This is a genomic window from Alkalihalobacillus phoenicis (assembly GCF_047302405.1).
GTDB lineage: Bacteria > Bacillota > Bacilli > Bacillales > Bacillaceae_D > Alkalihalobacillus.
Map to the genome: position 1 here is coordinate 2833446 of NZ_CP154853.1, position 17718 is coordinate 2851163.

13 protein-coding genes are annotated in these 17718 nt (G+C 38.3%); 9 read left to right on the plus strand and 4 right to left on the minus strand.

Annotated features, from left to right (window positions below; genetic code table 11):
* Complete coding sequence (locus tag AA0017_RS13560) at positions 1 to 2322, minus strand: xanthine dehydrogenase family protein molybdopterin-binding subunit (protein ID WP_413375155.1); 2322 nt, start codon at positions 2320 to 2322, stop codon at positions 1 to 3.
* Between the two features lie 463 nt (positions 2323 to 2785).
* On the opposite strand from AA0017_RS13560, the gene AA0017_RS13565 reads away from it, so the two are divergent.
* From AA0017_RS13565 to AA0017_RS13580, 4 genes are all read left to right on the plus strand, one after another.
* Positions 2786 to 3709, plus strand: a complete 924-nt coding sequence (locus AA0017_RS13565) for a YIEGIA domain-containing protein (RefSeq protein WP_413375157.1) — start codon at positions 2786 to 2788, stop codon at positions 3707 to 3709.
* A gap of 2 nt (positions 3710 to 3711) precedes the next feature.
* Entirely contained in the window at positions 3712 to 3912 is a 201-nt protein-coding gene (locus AA0017_RS13570) for a capping complex subunit for YIEGIA (protein WP_413375159.1), read from the plus strand.
* A gap of 63 nt (positions 3913 to 3975) precedes the next feature.
* Complete coding sequence (locus tag AA0017_RS13575) at positions 3976 to 5067, plus strand: XdhC family protein (RefSeq protein ID WP_413375161.1); 1092 nt, start codon at positions 3976 to 3978, stop codon at positions 5065 to 5067.
* Positions 5068 to 5172: 105 nt separating this feature from the next.
* A complete protein-coding gene (locus AA0017_RS13580; protein WP_413375163.1) occupies positions 5173 to 5583 on the plus strand; it encodes a nuclear transport factor 2 family protein in 411 nt (136 codons plus the stop codon).
* A gap of 405 nt (positions 5584 to 5988) precedes the next feature.
* Here AA0017_RS13580 and ileS read toward each other — a convergent pair whose 3' ends face one another.
* A complete protein-coding gene (ileS, locus tag AA0017_RS13585; RefSeq protein WP_413375165.1) occupies positions 5989 to 9060 on the minus strand; it encodes an isoleucine--tRNA ligase in 3072 nt (1023 codons plus the stop codon).
* 887 nt (positions 9061 to 9947) lie between these two features.
* Between ileS and AA0017_RS13590 the strand changes: the two genes are divergently transcribed.
* The 5 genes from AA0017_RS13590 (at position 9948) to AA0017_RS13610 (ending at position 15122) form a co-directional block, all read left to right on the plus strand.
* Positions 9948 to 10652 carry a response regulator transcription factor gene (locus AA0017_RS13590; protein ID WP_413375167.1) on the plus strand — a complete coding sequence of 235 codons (705 nt, stop codon included), beginning with the start codon at positions 9948 to 9950 and terminating at the stop codon, positions 10650 to 10652.
* Positions 10649 to 12010, plus strand: coding sequence for a sensor histidine kinase (locus AA0017_RS13595; protein WP_413375169.1), 1362 nt, complete (start codon positions 10649 to 10651; stop codon positions 12008 to 12010). The genes AA0017_RS13590 and AA0017_RS13595 overlap by 4 nt, the downstream gene beginning before the upstream one ends.
* A 4-nt stretch (positions 12011 to 12014) precedes the next feature.
* Positions 12015 to 12722, plus strand: coding sequence for a PepSY domain-containing protein (locus AA0017_RS13600; protein ID WP_413375171.1), 708 nt, complete (start codon positions 12015 to 12017; stop codon positions 12720 to 12722).
* Between the two features lie 128 nt (positions 12723 to 12850).
* A complete protein-coding gene (locus tag AA0017_RS13605; protein WP_413375173.1) occupies positions 12851 to 13708 on the plus strand; it encodes a PepSY domain-containing protein in 858 nt (285 codons plus the stop codon).
* A 490-nt stretch (positions 13709 to 14198) separates the two neighbouring features.
* Positions 14199 to 15122 carry a nuclease-related domain-containing protein gene (locus AA0017_RS13610; RefSeq protein WP_413375175.1) on the plus strand — a complete coding sequence of 308 codons (924 nt, stop codon included), beginning with the start codon at positions 14199 to 14201 and terminating at the stop codon, positions 15120 to 15122.
* A 588-nt stretch (positions 15123 to 15710) separates the two neighbouring features.
* On the opposite strand, the gene AA0017_RS13615 is transcribed toward AA0017_RS13610, so the two are convergent.
* Positions 15711 to 16715, minus strand: a complete 1005-nt coding sequence (locus AA0017_RS13615; RefSeq protein ID WP_413375177.1) for an ABC transporter ATP-binding protein — start codon at positions 16713 to 16715, stop codon at positions 15711 to 15713.
* Positions 16708 to 17712, minus strand: coding sequence for an ABC transporter ATP-binding protein (locus AA0017_RS13620; RefSeq protein WP_413375179.1), 1005 nt, complete (start codon positions 17710 to 17712; stop codon positions 16708 to 16710). Before AA0017_RS13620 ends, AA0017_RS13615 begins: the two co-directional genes overlap by 8 nt.
* Positions 17713 to 17718 lie beyond the last annotated feature (6 nt).

Consider the following 17718-nt stretch of genomic DNA (forward strand, 5'->3'; position numbering starts at 1 on the left):
TTACCCACCCCTTTCTTTTACCTTCCAAATGAATTCAGGAGTAAGCGGCAATTGATTCAAATCACACCCAACCGCATGAGAGAGACAATTTGCTAAGGCGGCAGGCATGCCGATTAACCCTTGTTCTCCAACACCACGGGCTCCATAAGGTCCATCTATATGCGGGGTTTCGATAAACTGTACGACATATTCAGGATGATCCCCATATCGTAGCGGGACATATGTTCGTAAGCGCGGATTTAACATCTTTCCATCTTCGCTAAATTCGAATGTTTCACTACTCGCAAAGCTTAACCCCATACTCATAGCCCCCATTACTTGTCCTTCTGCTGACTTTTGATTTAGGACTTTCCCGATATCGATAACCGAATACGCTTTAATGATTTTATACGTGTAATCTCTAAGATCAAATTCGACTTCCACCCCTTGAGCTCCAACGGAATATTCCGGTCCTGGCTTGCCAACTCCTGAGTCTGGATGAAGATGAGTTAAATGTCTAAGAGTATAATTTCCACGTCCAATCACTTGATGTCCTATCCCATAACCATTCGGATATTTATAGCCATAACAAACATCCTTCACCATCATAAATAGGTCTGGCTCATCACGAACGTACACCATTTCATTTCCAACTTCTAAATCATCAGCCGAACACATTAAAACCCGAGAGGCAATGTCTTTTAATTGGGCTATGACATCATCTGCTGCTTTTAATAAAGCTCTTCCCGCCATTAACGTTCCTCTACTTGCAACGGTTTTCCAATGCTCTGGTGTCGTTTGTGTATCAACTTCCATTTTGACATGAACTTTATTAATATCCATTTTCAATTTTTCTGCTAATAGCTGAGCAAGAATCGATTTCGTGCCTGTGCCAATTTCAACGACTCCTGAAATAATATTAACGCTACCATCTTGATTAAACGTTAACAAAACACCTGAACTCGCATCAGAGTCAATCGTAGAAGTCTTCCAAATACAACTAACGCCTTTTACTTTCACTTTTCGTTCATTAATTTGTTGAACAGTACCCTCTTTCCAATTCATCAATTGCTTTAAATGCTCAATACATTTTGGTAAATTTCCAACAGTACTTGCATTGAGGCGAACTTGTGTCGCGGTCGTATCCCCTGGTAAAATGGCGTTTTTTTCTCTTAGTTCCAATGGATCGACACCTAATTTTTTAGCCAGCATATCCATTGCCCGCTCAAACGCAAATAAAAGCTCAGAATGACTAAACCCTCTAAATGCTGTCGCATATGGATGATTGGTATAAACACATAAGGAATCACATGAAATATGATCAATCTTATAAGGGCCGGTACATGTAACCGCCGCCGCCCGACTAATCGTCGCTCCTTTATCTGAATAGGCCCCACAATCGAACATATACAAAATTTCAGCTGCCGTTAGCTTGCCCTCTTGTGTCGCTCCTAGCTTCACTTTTGCATCCATACCAATATGAACCGGTGAGGTCGCCATGTCCTCTTCACGTGTATTTAAAATCTTGACAGGTCTTCCTCCCACAGAAAGAGTCGCCATATAAGCAATCAGTTCTAACTGAACAGCTACTTTTCCTCCATATCCCCCACCTACTAACGGGGTATGAACGATAATCTTCCCTTCTTCAAGGTTAAAATAATCACTCAGCTTCTTTTTAATGATATAAGGTGCCTGAGAAGCGGAAGTGAGGACAACAGCACCATCCGAACGAATTTCTGCAGTAACACATCTAGTTTCCATCGCCATATGGTCAGACGGTGCTAAAGAAAAGTTTGATTCTACTGTTACTTCACTTTCCTCCCAGCCTTTCTTCATATCTCCTTTCCGAATGATCGTCCGGTCCGCTATATTTGTATTTGCCTCTGGATAAACATGAGCAATCTTTTCATACGCCCCTAAATGCTCATGAATTAGTGGAGCTACTGCAGAAAGAGCTTCTTGTGGCGAGTTGACAACAGGCAATGGTTCATACTCCACCTTGACTAACTCCGCCGCCCTTTTGGCAATAGCGGCACTATTTGCGACAACAGCAGCAATTGGTTCACCATAATACCGTACTTTTTTAAAAGCGAGTGGTGGCCGATCTCGAATCTCATCTCCTGTAAGTGGCAATGGTTGTCCTAATACAATGGAGCGCACTCCCTTTACACTCATTGCATGACTTATATCAATATTTTTAATTGTGGCATGTGCTTCTGTACTGACTACTAACTTTATATAAAGTAAATCTTTATGAGCAATATCATCCGTATATTTCGCTTTTCCTGTTACTTTCTCTAATGCTTCTTTTCTATAAATGCTCTTTCCTATATTCCCAGTCATGAATTCAAGCCACCTTTTTGAAACATTGTGATAAACGGTCACGTCATACTTTCTTTTATTATTGCGTTTAATTACTTATTCATTCGTAAAAAATAAAATCGCAATAAAAGCTCAAGACTATGGTGATTTTGATTATTCAAAGTTTCAGTTTAGATGGCCTATTCTAGACAACTCGTACTGTAATTTTGGGAAGCTCTGATTTTTATTACTTATCTCTAACTATTCGCACCGTAATCTTGCTCTTCTCTGATTTTTATTACTTATCTCTGCTTTTTCGCACCGTAATTCCAACTCATACTGTTTTTCATTACTTATCCCACATAATTCGTACCGTAATCTCACCCAGCATAGCTTTTCATTACTTATCCTAGATTTTCAGTTCCCAAATTTCCAAGATCGCTTGAATAGAATCTTTTAATTAACAAACTCTATTACCAAATTTATTCAAAAAGGAGCCGGTTACATGCCAGACAATAACAATGACGTTATTTCTCCGGAAATGTTAGTGCTTATTATTACCGCTACCGTTATCGGAATTGTTGCACGCTATTTGTCGATTAAATTAGATTATCGTCAGTATCCGAATTATCCGAATGGCTATTTGATTCATATTGTGACAGGAGCCTTAGCAGCCATGATTGGTGCTTTTATTATTCCGACAGTCATGACGAAAAATTTTACTGCGGTGACCTTTCTCGGTCTTGCCGCCCAACATTTCCGTGACGTTCGAAAAGTGGAAAGAGAAAGCCTCTTAGACTTGGAAGGAGATGAATTTACAAGACGAGGAGATGCTTACATCGATGGTATTGCCAAGATTTTTGAATCGCGAAACTACATCACTTTACTCGTTTCTTTTGCTTGTGCTTTGTTGATTCAAATTTTGCAAGAGTTTTTTGATGTGGCCTTTTGGATTCAAATAGTCAGTGGTTCTATCGTTGGTTTAATTGTCTTTTTTGCTTTAAAACACTTTACATCCCGTCAACAAATTAGCGATATTGCCACAGTGGAAGAAGGAAAGATTGAAATTAAAGGATCTGATTTATATGTAAATGATATGTTCGTTTACAATTTAGCTGGGCGAGAGGAAGCGAAAGAATGGTTTTTAAATGACGGTCTTGCGGCAGTAATTCGTCCCACTAAAGATCATTTTCAAATTCCCCTCTTTAACGGTGGCCAAAGACAGGCGATTCTATTTGAAACAACCCGAAGAATCGGGCAAAAGAAATTATACAGTGTCGAAAACCCTGGATCTGGTGTCATTATCATCGTCTTAGTGCCGATTATCAAAAGCAGTGATTTATTAAAAGAAACGATCTTAATGACACCCTTATTAGAAACCGTCAAAAAGAACCCAGAATTATTACATGAACATGGAAATGGAGGATAAAAATGAGCAAAGATGAGGGACAGATTAAAGGAATACTAGCGTATGTTACGACGGACAAACACCGATTCCTCGGTGGAACAGCTCTGGCGTTACTCGCCAAAAACCAAGACGAACTAATTGATATTTCGAATAATCTAGCCGAGGTGTTTTTAGCTGATATTCTTGAACTAAAAAATGGCGACCATATCATAATCAAAAAATGAACCAATTAACAAATATAAACTTGCTAGCTTGACCAAATGATAGAAAGCTGGAGGTAAAATCGGATGAACGAAACAGATGAGATTTTAAATAAAGTAACAGATTCAAAACAACCAAAAGTATTGGCCACCATTATTGAAGTCGTTGGTTCCTCTTATCGTAAGGAGGGCGCGATGATGTTGATTATGGAAGACGGAACCCACGTTGGCCTTTTAAGTGGTGGCTGTCTCGAAAATGATTTAGCTGAAAGAGCGGCTGAAGTGAGGAAAAAACAGACCACACAAACGATCGTTTATGATATGAGTGCTGAGGATGATTTAAGTTTTGGACAAGGCAAAGGGTGTAGCGGGACGATAACCGTTTTATTAGAACCGATCAATCCTCCGTTAGAGGAGCACTTAAAAAAAGTAAAGTCCTTTTTAAACAATGGTATACCGGTTTTACATATTAAAAAACTTTCCCCTGTCAATACGGTAAGCGATTATGCCTTTATTAGTGACACTGGCCATTTATTTGGTGAGTGGGATAAGCTTAATCACGAGCTTATCGAACTAAAAAAGCAGTTGAAACAAGAAAAAGATGGTCTTGTTTCATTTAAAAATTCAGATGAACATTATTACATCCAAGTACTAAAGCCAAAACCACGTCTCATCGTATTCGGGGCAGGTCCAGATGTGCGCCCCCTTGTTACTTTTGCTGCAAAATCCGGCTTCAAAACGACAGTCACAGATTGGCGACCGGCTTTTTGCGAGCCAGCTCACTTTCCAGAAGCTGATAAAATCATTCTGGATTTTCCAGTCGCTTTTATTAGTGAATTTTCATTTTCTCCAAACGATTCCGTGATCGTTATGACCCATAATTTCGAGAAAGACCAACAAATTCTCAACCAACTTTTACAAACGGACTTACAATATTTAGGTGTCTTAGGTCCAAAGAAAAGAACTGCTAAGCTTTTAAATGAGGAGAAAATTCCAAATAAGCTTCACTCCCCACTCGGCCTTTCAATCGGAGCGATTGGTCCAGAAGAAATTGCGATTAGTATTCTCGCAGATGTGATTAAACATAATCGAACAAAAAATCAGCAAAACCAAATGAATCTATTTAACGAAAGACTCTTTGAAGACAACGTTCTGAAAACAGGAACTAGCGATCATTAATTGTTTTATATTCAGGGCTCTAAATATTAACAGAAGAAACAACCATGATTTAACGGGCCTATTTATGATAAAATTAAAACACTAAATAATGTTAATATGGAGGCGTTGATTATTTCTAAGTTAAATGAGCATTCTTTAGAAATCATTTCCCCAAACGACTGTAGTAACTCACCTAAGAGAGAACAACTACGTGATTTTAACATTGCTTTTGCAAAAGCTGATATCGAGTCCATTGTTAGCTTTGTGGCTGATGATATTACTTGGAATATGGTTAGCGAAAATCAAACATTTCAAGGCAAAGCTGCATTTGTAGAAGTGCTTGAGCAAATGAAAGAACAGAAGGCAACGAAGCTAGAAATCAGCCAGATCATTACTCATGGAAAAACGGGAGCAACAAACGGTGTGTTGACTTTTGGTGAGCAAAAATACGGATTTTGTGATGTTTATGTTTTTACTGGAGCAGGAAAAGATGCAAAATTAAAAGAAATTACTTCGTATGTGTTGAATATTTCTTAATTGCTTCCAAATGAGATTGATATGTATATACCTAGTATTGTTAACGAATTCAAAACGAACTTACAAATAAAGTAAAATCTATTTCATTAATTTTTAGTTACCTCTACAACCACTCACATGTGGTAAGAGGTATTTTTTTGTTCCCCCTATCAATGAATCTATATTAAAGATATGATAAAAGGCCATGTTAGAAAGTTCCTTGTAAATCATTGACAAGAATGTAGACAAACTTTTTACCATATGCTTAATTGGCTCCGTTTGATTCCCTTTGGCTGCTTGATTTGCCTTCTTTCGGTTTCATTGGCGGCCTTTGGTTCCCTTTGACTGCTCGACTTTACTTCTTTTGACTTCATTGGCTCCAATTAAAACAGCCCCTCTTAATTTTTCCACTAAGAGGGACCCTTTTTATTTTATCCTTAAACAAACCTCTTCTCCTTCAACAGTGAAGGTTTCCATTTCCTCTGATTGTTCAAATTTAATAGATTTAACGATTAAATTTTCATACAGGAAGGATTCGAATTTTTTGAGAGTCATTTGCACGTGTTCACTTACTCCAATAAATAATTCAACCCGTAATTCTACTGGTAAATTCAATTGCTTCCGGTACATTTGTACAGCCCGCACGAACTCGCGTACAAACCCTTCTTCTTTTAACTCTTCCGTTATTTCCGTATGAAGAAGTACTCTAAATGAGTCACCTTCCGCTAAAGCATATCCTGCCTTTGCACTCGTTTCGACGAGAATATCTTCTTTTGTTAATTGAACCTTCACTCCATCTTTTAAAGTTAATTCAAGCTCATTGTTCTCAAAAAAATGGCTCGTTTCTTCTTGTGAAAGCTGAGCGACATACTTTTGCACTTCGCCCACTGCTTTTCCGAGCTTTGGTCCTGCTACTGGGAAATTTAATTTTAATTCATTCGTGACTAAGCTTGAATCACCCGTTGCAAAACACACCTGTTTTACATTCGTTTCATCTGCAATAATGCCATCATATTTGTCTAAACCACTTACCTCCACTGTCCCTACCGGAAGGACTGTTAATTGAGAGAGCGGCTGTTTCGTTTTGATTCCGACTGCATTTCGAATCGAGCGTGTAAGTTCAACAACTTGAAGAACCGCTTGCATTTTTTCTTCTAATTGCTCATTAATTAAGGCTAATTCAGGCTTTGGAAAATCGCTTAAATGAACACTGTCTCCTACTAAATCCAGATACACTTCCTCACTCATAAATGGAGCAAATGGAGCCATAAGCTGGGCGGTTTTTGTTAATACCTCATATAAAGTATGGAAGGCTGCTTTTTTATCGTCATTCATGCCACTACTCCAAAAACGCTGCCTTGAGCGACGAATGTACCAGTTGCTCACCTCATCTAAAAAAGCGGCAATAAGTCTTGCTCCTTTTGTGACATCATAGGCATCCAAACTATTCGTTACCCCACCTACCACTGTATTTAAGCGGGATAAAACCCACTCATCCATTTTCGTTTTTGTCCCTTTATCTGTCTGATTGACATCAAATTTATCGATTTTGGCGTACATAGAATAGAAAGAATGGACATTCGCCAACGTATCAATGACCTTTGATTTCGCTTGGCTTACTGTCTTTTTTGAAAAGCGCTTATTATTCCAAGGGGCACTATCGCCAAGCAATGCCCACCTTAGTGCATCTGCTCCAAATTCCTCGATTAACTCAACAGGGTTTAAAGCATTCCCTTTACTTTTTGACATCTTTTGGCCATTCTCATCTAAAATATGACCGAGTGAGAGAACGCGTTTATACGGAGCTTCACCTGTAAACAAAGTAGAAACAGCTAATAAGCTATAAAACCAGCCTCTCGTTTGGTCGACACCTTCAATGACAACATCTGCCGGATACTGAGTTTTCACCTTTTCTTGATTTTCAAACGGGTAATGGTATTGAGCAAATGGCATCGAACCACTATCAAACCAAACATCAATTACTTCATTTGTTCTTTTCATCGTTCCCCCACATGAACATGTGAACGTCACCTCGTCCACAAACGGTTTATGAAGCTCAAAGTCTTCGGGCAACTCTACATTGGCACGTTCCCGTAACTCGTTTAAAGAATCGGGGGCAACTTGCTCTTCACAGCTTTCGCAAAGCCAAACATTTAATGGCGTCCCCCAGTAACGATTACGTCCGATATTCCAATCAACCAAATTTTCAAGGAAATTCCCGAAACGTCCGTCCTTCATATGTCCAGGGAACCATTCAACCGTTTGATTGTTCGCTAACATCTTCTCTTTCACTTTGGTCGTTTCGATAAACCAACCTTCCATCGCATAATATAAAAGGGGACTATCACAACGCCAGCAATGTGGATAGCTATGCTCATACCTTTCCTTGTCGAACAAACGATTGTTTTGAGCGAGCATTTTGACAATCTCCACATCGCAATCCTTGACAAACTTTCCTGCAAGTGGAGTAATTTTTTGTTTATATTGCCCCTTTGAATCAACAACATGAACAAAATCAAAGCGATTTTCTTTAATGACATTATAGTCATCTTCCCCATAAGCAGGAGCAATATGGACAAGTCCTGTACCGCTTTTATCGGTTACAAACTCGGCCGCAACCACTTCATGCCCCTTCTCCACTTTTATAAAATCAAACGGAGGCTCATATTTTGTTCCGACTAACTTAGCACCTTTTATAACCTCAAGTACTTCATAATCTGTTTTGAGTAACTTTTCAACAAGACCTTCCGCTACCGTATAAACTTCTTCGCCTTTTTTCGCTTTCACATAATTCATCTCAGGGTGGACCGCGATCGCGACATTCGCCGGTAAAGTCCACGGGGTCGTTGTCCATCCTAACAAAAATTCATTTTCTGTTCCCTTTACTAGGAATTTCGCGGTGGCCGATAAATCCTTCACATCCACATAACCTTGGGCGACCTCATGTGAGCTTAACGACGTTTCACAGTTTGGACAATAAGGGACAACTCGATGCCCTTTATATAACAAATTCTTTTGATGAATCGTCGCAAGAATGTTCCAAACGGACTCGATATAGGGGTTATCCAAGGTTACATATGGATCGTCCATATCCACCCAATAACCAAGTGCCTCGGTAAATTGACGCCATTCTTTTTCATACGTAAAAACACTTTCTTTGCACTTTTTTATAAAATTCTCGACCCCATACTTTTCGATTTCATCTTTCCCACGAATGTTTAATTGCTTCTCTACCTCTAATTCAACAGGCAGTCCATGCGTATCCCACCCTGCTTTTCTTAACACTTGATATCCCGACATCGTTTTATAGCGAGCGACAAAATCCTTCATCGTTCTTCCTAAAGCGTGGCCCGCATGAGGTAGGCCATTTGCCGTTGGTGGCCCTTCATAAAAAACATAGGTCTCTTTTCCCTCACGCTGATCGATTGACTTCTGAAACGTTTTTTCCTTTTCCCATCCTTGACGCACGTTCAGTTCACGTTCTTTCACATCACTCATTCCACTCACTCCTTTTCATTTTTTTAAAACAAAAAAACCGATCCTTGGCGTAGGATCGGGTTATCTATACAAATAACATTCGATTAAAAGAAAAATAAAAAAACCTCATAGTAGTGGGTTTTTCTCAAATTCTAATCACTACGTACCATCATACGCGTCCTGGATATCGGTAGAATACCGTCAAGGCTTAAAACATTAAGCTCAGCCTTGCTTCTCGGAGAGGATTTTCATCATGGTCTTAACGTTGACTTCCAGCAAATCGTCAACTCTCTGTAGATAAGATCCCATCATTACTCTTTCTCGTCATCGAATTCAATTTGTAATTATCGGTAGTTTACTCTTATTTTATTGAAAAGTCAAATAATGGTTCAGAAAAATCAATTAATGGGCTTTTGAACTTTCCAACTTATTTATTCCCATTTTTATATTTTTAATAAAACCTCTCATTCCAAATGCATCATTTTTCTTTTTAATGTTTTCATGTAAACTGAACATAAATCATATTTAATCTAGCTACGTCCGTTAGAACTTCGAGAAAAATCGGTCCATCTATAAAGTCAAAAAGCGACTTTTTAGCTGGCCCTGTATTTTTTCTCACTTCTGACCAACGGACTTCGCTTTTTATTCAATCTAGCTGCGCCTGTTAGAAGCTCGAGAAAAATCGGTCGTCTTTATGAAGACAAAAAGCGTCTTCAACAGCCGCCCTACATTTTTTCTCGCTTCTGAGCGAACAGGCTTCGCTTTTTATTCAATCTAGCTGCGCCTGTTAGAAGCTCGAGAAAAATCGGTCGTCTTTATGAAGACAAAAAGCGTCTTCAACAGCCGCCCTACATTTTTTCTCGCTTCTGAGCGAACAGGCTTCGCTTTTTATTAGTAGGAGGGTTTCTATGGCTACAAAAATTTTGATTGTTGAGGATGAAAAAAATATCTCAAGATTGCTTCAGCTAGAATTAGAGCACGAAGGTTACGAAACACAAATAGCGGCTGATGGCTTACAAGCTTTAACATATATTCAAGATAACAATTGGGATCTGATTTTATTAGATATTATGCTACCTGGATTAAGTGGAATGGAAGTTCTAAGAAGGTTAAGAATGACGGATCCTGACTTACCTGTCATTATGCTGACGGCAAGAGACACCGTTGTCGATAAAGTTAGTGGGCTTGATCAAGGAGCCAATGACTACATCACTAAACCATTTGAAATAGAAGAATTATTAGCCCGAATTCGAGTTAGTTTGCGGACGAATCCTTCTGTTGAAAGAGGCCATTCAAAACTAGAAGAGGCAACCATCACATTTGCTAATCTAACAGTGAACACAAAATCAAGAGACGTCAAAAGGGACGAAACGTTTATCGAATTAACAGCGAGAGAGTATGATTTGCTTTTATTTTTATTAGATCATCAACAACAAGTGATGTCACGAGAGCAAATATTAGAGCAAGTGTGGGGCTATGATTATTTTGGTGATACGAATATAGTGGATGTTTATATTCGCTATTTACGGCAAAAAATTGATAAACCATTTGCTAAACCTATTATCCATACAGTACGAGGCGTTGGTTACGTGTTAAAGGAGAAAAATCAATGAGTCTCGCTCGCAAAATAACGATTTTCTCTACAGGCTTACTCATTTTACTTATGCTCATCATTAGTGTCGCGATTTATCTGTTATTCTCACAATTCTCTCAGCAAGCAGAGCTAGAGCGTAGTTTAAATCAAGCTCAGAGTATGGCCAAACAAATTTCAGAACAAAACAATGTTGCCGATGCCACCCAAATATTCGAGTTAGCCATTGTTCATGATGGCGTCATTCGCCTTATTTCAGATGATGGTCTCCCCTATTTACAAACGACCTTAAATTTATCTTTATTACGTGAGCTTCCGTCCACTTACTCATTAAGTGAGGAAATGGAAACGATCATTCATAGAGAAGAAAAATATGCGGTAGCGAGAACTCCAGTTATTTGGCCTAATGGCTCCGTGTTAACTTTGGAATATATTGAACGAATGAATATTCACGAATCGACTATTCAACTGTTAAGAATTGCCCTTTTCATTGCGAGTGCTGCCATTATCATCCCTTCTTATTTTGCTGGTCGTGCGTTAAGCAACATCATTTTAAACCCGATCAAAAGCTTAATACAGACGATGGAAGAAATTAGACAAAGTGGTCGCTTTAAAAAAATTGATATTTCCAAGGAAACAAAGGACGAATTAGGACAAATGAGTCTTACGTTTAATCATATGATTGATTTACTTGATCAAAATTACCAAAAACAACAACGCTTTGTTTCCGATGCATCCCATGAATTAAGAACGCCTTTGACCGTCATTAGTAGCTATGCAAAGCTTTTAAAGAGATGGGGAAAGTCGAAGCCAGAAGTTTTAGAGGAAGCGATTGAAGCCATTTCTTCTGAATCTTTACGAATGAAAGGGTTAACGAAACAAATGCTTGATTTAGCGAATGGTGAAAATTCGTTAGTGAATGAAGTTGAAAAGGTTGACCTCAATCAAGTAATAGTAGAGACAAGGAAACATTTTAATCAAGCGTATGAGCGTGAAATCCAGTTTGAAGACCGAACAAAATACTCCTCCTATATTTTGGCAGAGAAAGAAAAAATAAAACAATTACTCTTTATTTTATTAGAAAATGCAGTGAAATATAGTGAAGAGAAAATCGATTTGATGCTCACGACAAAAAATAAGCACGCCCTATTTACCGTAACCGATTACGGGGTAGGAATTGATCATCAAGACAAAGAACATATCTTTGAACGATTTTTTCGAGTTGACAAAGCAAGGAGTCGAGAAACGGGCGGTAGCGGCTTAGGACTTGCCATTGCTAAATCAATAGTCGATAGTCATTCGGGAACGATTAAAGTTGAAAGTGAATTAGGAGTGGGCACAACTTTTATTGTGGAATTCCCTCTGTTAGAAAGGGAGTGAAAAATTGAAAAAAATAGGATTTATCATTACTACGATTGTTATCGCCCTATTAGCGAGCATTATCACTTGGAACATCGTCTCTTCCAACTCGTTATTAACTGAATCAGAAATTATTGATCTCGTTACTGAGAGATACACTGGTACGATTCAAGCGATCGAACAATTAAATAAAAACGGCGAGGAAATATATCATGTTTATTTTGAATCAGCTCAAGGCCCTTATTTAGTTGAAATGAACGCAATAACGGGAACAATCCAGACTTTGCGACAACTTGATGACTCAACAGAAGAAAGCACACCAAATGAAAGCGAAGGTAAACGCCTTACCCCTCAAGAAATACAAGAAATTATTGAAAAGGAACTGGATGAGACAGTCACTTTATTAACGGTTGAACTAGATTCAGAGCAACAAACAACTTATTTGATTAAAGCTGAACAGGAGAATGGAATTGCCACGATTGAACTTGATATTTTGACTGAGCAGTTTAATAGTTACATTCTCGAACGAAAAGAACTTTCTTTTATCACAGAACAAGAAGCAGCTGATATTGCCCTTGCAGAAGTACAAGGGGAAGTGGATGATATCGATTTAGAAAGAAGAAATGGCCGTGATGTGTATGAAATTGAGATAGAGGAATTTGCAACAGGTGAAGATATGCTCGTTACGATTGATGCCCTGACTGGAGAAGTCATAAGTGTTGAATTAGATTAGGCTTACACGACGATTTTTCTTTACTAATAATTATATCCATTTTCTCATCAAATTCTCATTTTCCTTTTATCTTGTTTTCAGAGTCAGTGACTATCATAGTAACTGAGAGAACAAAAGGAGGAATTAAAATGAAAAAAACAACGATTATGTTTACCGCATTATTACTATCTGTAGGTGCAACTGCAGTAGTAGCCGCAAATGATTCAGATTCAAAAGGGGTTAACCAAACATCCTTTAATGACAGTGGAGAAAATATTGTGCTTCAATCAACTGTTCAAAACAACGGAGAAACAACCACTCAAAAAAAGGATGGGCTCATCACTAAAGAAGAAGCAAAAAAGGCAGCCCTTTCTGTTTTAGACGGAGACATTAAAGAGGTAGAACGAGATAAAGAAGATGGCAGACTTATTTATGAGGTTGAGGTCTTATTTGAAGGAGAAGAATATGATTTCGACATTGATACCTATACCGCTGAAGTGATTGAAATTGATGATGATTTATTAAAAACTCCAGTAGCTAACGAAATGAAGATCACCGTTGAAGAAGCAAAAGAAATCGCAAACGATCTAGTACCCAATTCAAAGATTGATGACATTGAGTTAAAGAAAGAAAAAGGGATTTACGTATATGATATTGAGTTAGAGCTCAATGATGAAGATGGAGATTTATACCTCGATGCCAATACAGGCGAAGTCATCAAACTTGATGGTGACATTATGAAAGAAATGGAACGTATGACAACTAAAAGTAAGAGTGGTAACGAGAGTCATAACGGAAAAACAAATGAATCTACCTCTTATATTTCAAAAGAAGAAGCAACCAAAATTGCCTTAGATTATCTTGGTGAAGGAACATTAGATGAAGTCGAGCGTAAAATCAAATCAGGCAACGTTTTATATGAAGTAGAAATCGAAATACATGATGATGATGTCGAGGTTTATGTGGATGCTGTTACAGGCGACGTGCTTTATGTCGATTGGGATTAAGGCCGAATCGAAGCAACTTATGTAACTATTTTCTAAGCTGATTTTTCACATTTGGCGTTGTATCTTGGTTGATGCGACGCTTTTCTTCTCCTCTTTTTCACATTCCGCGTCATATCTTCGTTGATGCGACACTTTTACTTCCCTCTTTTTCACATTCAGCGTCATATCTCTCCCTTTACGACACTTTTACACCCTCCTTTTTCACATTTCGTGTCGTATCTCACTACCTACAACACTTTCCTTCTCCTCTTTTTCACATTTCATGTCGTATCTCACTACTTACGGTACTTCCCTTCTCCTCTTTTTCACATTCAGTGTCGTAAAAAGTAACTATTTTGTTTCGAATGTCCCAATTCTCTTTAACTTTCTAATATTCGATTTCTCATAATACCTCGTCAGATAATCAACCATAATAATTTATTCAATTCGATAATTCTAGTAAAATGAATTAACATAATCATCTATAAGAAAGGAGATTTATACACTTCAAATGATAGTAAAACCACTACAACAACCACATGAATTGCTTTTATTACGCATATTAAAAAAAAGATTAAAAACCTTCTCTCAAGAGGATAGTTATCGATTACAAGCAATCGAAAAGGGATATGAAGGTGAACTTCAATTCCAGCAATTAGCGAAGAGCCTACCAAACAGTTGGCTTCAATTTTATGATTTACTTCTAGAAAAAGGACAAAGTATTTCACAAATTGATTCACTTATTTTTACCCCTCACAATATTCTCCTTTTTGAAATCAAAAATTATGAAGGAGATTTTGTTTTAGAAGATAATTTATTGTTAAAAAAACATTCTCGTGAAGTTCAAAATCCGATGACACAACTGACCAAAACATCCTCTCATTTGAGACAGTTTTTAAATGACAAAAAATTGAATCACCAACCCATTTCTTCTTTTGTAATCTTCATTAATCCTGAATTCCACCTTTACCAAGCAGACACAGCAAATAGTTCATTTGTTTTCCCTACTCAATTAAAACGATTTATGGCTACTCTTCAAAAACCAGCAACAAAAATCTCTTCTGCTTTTCTTCAAATTTCCGATGTACTGCTTTCACAACATTTACAAATCAACCCTTTTACACGACTCCCAAAATTTACAGAACCCGAGTTGCAAAAAGGAATATATTGTTTTTATTGTGGCTCTAGCATTCTTAAATTTAGCTATAATCAAATTAATTGTGAGAACTGTACAAAGGACGAACATTTAGATTTAGCGATTTATAGAACCATTGAAGAATACCGCACACTATTTCCGGCAGAGAAAATTACAACAATTAAGATGAGTAAATGGCTCAATAACGCTTCCATTTCAGACCGAACAATTAGAAGAATTCTATTAAAATTTTATCATCAATTAGGACAAGGGAGAAATTCTTACTATGTAAAAGAATAACATTACCTTTTTACAATTTTACGACGCTCTCTCCCCTCCCCTTCATTTTTCACACTTCGCGTCGTATCCCCACTACTTACGACGCTTCCTACCCTCCGCTTTTCACATTTCACGTCGTATCTCACAACTTACGACGCTCTTTCCCCTCCCCTTTTCACATTCCGCGTTGTATCCCACTACTTACGACGCTCTCTCCCTCCCCTTTTCACATTCCACGTCGTATCCCACTACTTACGACGCTTCCTACCCTCCGCTTTTCACATTTCACGTCGTATCTCACAACTTACGACGCTCTTTCCCCTCCCCTTTTCACATTCCACGTCGTATCCCACTACTTACGACGCTTCCTACCCTCCGCTTTTCACATTTCACGTCGTATCTCACAACTTACGACGCTCTCTCCCTCCCCTTTTCACATTTCACGTCGTATCTCACAACTCACGACGCTCTCTCTTACTCATTTTTGTCCTGATAGCCCATAAAATCAGCAACCATACCAAAAAACAGACAAGAAGCTCTGCCCCTTCTCATCTGCTTTCATGCTACCGTTTTTGCGACAGCTCGCTTCCTTTTTTACTCTACTTAGCATTATTTTCTCTCTTCATCATATAAATGACAAGCAACCTTATGACCTTCGTGTACTTCTTTATAAATAGGCACCTCAAGCTTACAGCGTTCCATCGCATGAGGGCATCTTGTATGAAACACACATCCGGATGGTGGGTTTAATGGTGACGGCAATTCTCCCTCAATTGATACAAGTTCCTGTACTACATCTGTTGTCGGACGTGGGACAGCGGATAATAGAGCTTGTGTATATGGGTGTAGTGGCTTTGAAAACAAATGATCAGTCGGTGCTTCTTCGACAATATGGCCTAAATACATGACACCAATTCGATCAGAAATATGTCGAACGACACTAATATCATGAGCAATAAATAAGAACGTTAAATCAAACTCATCTTGAAGCTCATCTAGCAAATTTAGAATTTGTGATTGAATGGATACATCTAATGCCGACACTGGTTCGTCTAAAATAACTAATTTTGGTCTTAACACAAGAGCTCTCGCTAAACCGATTCTTTGTCGTTGACCACCTGAAAATTCATGTGGATAGCGGTAATAGTGCTCTGGTTTTAAACCAACTTTTTCTAAAATTTCAAAGGCCATTTCCTGTCGCTCTTTTTTATTCCCTATACCGTGAATGACTAAAGGCTCTTCAATTACTTTACCAATTCTCTTCCTAGGATTAAGCGATGAAAATGGATCCTGAAAGACCATCTGCATGTTTTGACGGATTTTCCGTAACTCAGAAGAATTCAATTGAGACACATCTTTGCCATCATAAATGACCTTGCCATCACTTGGCTCAATTAAACGGAGGAGCGAACGGCCTGTTGTTGATTTTCCACAACCTGACTCACCAACTAAACCATATGTTTCACCAGCTATTAATTGAAACGAGATATTATCAACCGCCTTCACATAACCTTTAACTCGGCTTAAACGACCAAAGGCACCACGAATCTGATAATACTTTTTCAGTTGTTGAACATTTAATAAATACTTCTCTTCAACGGCTAGTTCATTCATGATAGCTCCCCTCCTTTTTTAATAATTTCTCAAAATGCCAGCATCGAACTTGGCGTCCATCTTTGACCTCTTCTAATTGTGGTTCTTTTTCCACACAGAGTGCATCAGCATACGGACATCTCGTTGCAAAACGACAGCCTTTTGGTACATCTTCTAAAGAAGGCACAACTCCTGGAATAACCGGTAACTTCCTCGTGCGATCACCCTCTAGTTTTGGAATTGACTCCATTAAACCTTTTGTATAAGGATGTAACGGCTCATCAAATAAACTTTTTGTACTAGCGACCTCCACGATCTGCCCTAAATACATCACCATCACACGAGTACAAACTTGAGCCACAACACCTAAATCGTGGGTAATGAGCATAACCCCCATACCTGTTTCTTTATTTAATTGGGAAATTAACTTCAAAATCTGAGCTTGAATGGTCACATCTAAAGCCGTCGTTGGTTCGTCCGCTATTAAAAGCTTTGGTTGACAAGCTAACGCCATCGCAATTCCGACTCTTTGTTGCATTCCTCCTGAGAGCTGGTGAGGATACTCTTTAAACCGTTGCTCGGGTGATGGAATACCTGTTTTTCTTAATAATTCGATGGCTTCCATTTTGGCCGTCTTTTTCGACATCTTTTTATGCAACAAAATTGCCTCAACAATTTGTTTACCGACCGTTTGCACCGGATTTAAGGAACTGTGCGGATCTTGAAAAACCATTGAAATCTCATTGCCACGAATCGATTGAACTTTTGATAAAGGCAACTCCAATATATTTTGAGCATTAAACATAATCTGTCCTTCATAGGAAGTAAAATGTTCATCATGTAATCTCGTAATTGATTGAGAAGTGACACTTTTTCCACAGCCTGATTCTCCTACTACACCGAGGATTTCACCATTCTCAACAACAAAGCTAACACGATCAACCGCTGTCACAGATCCTCGTTCCGTATCAAAATGAGTCTTTAAATTATTCACTTCTAAAAGTGTATGCTTTTCCATTTACGT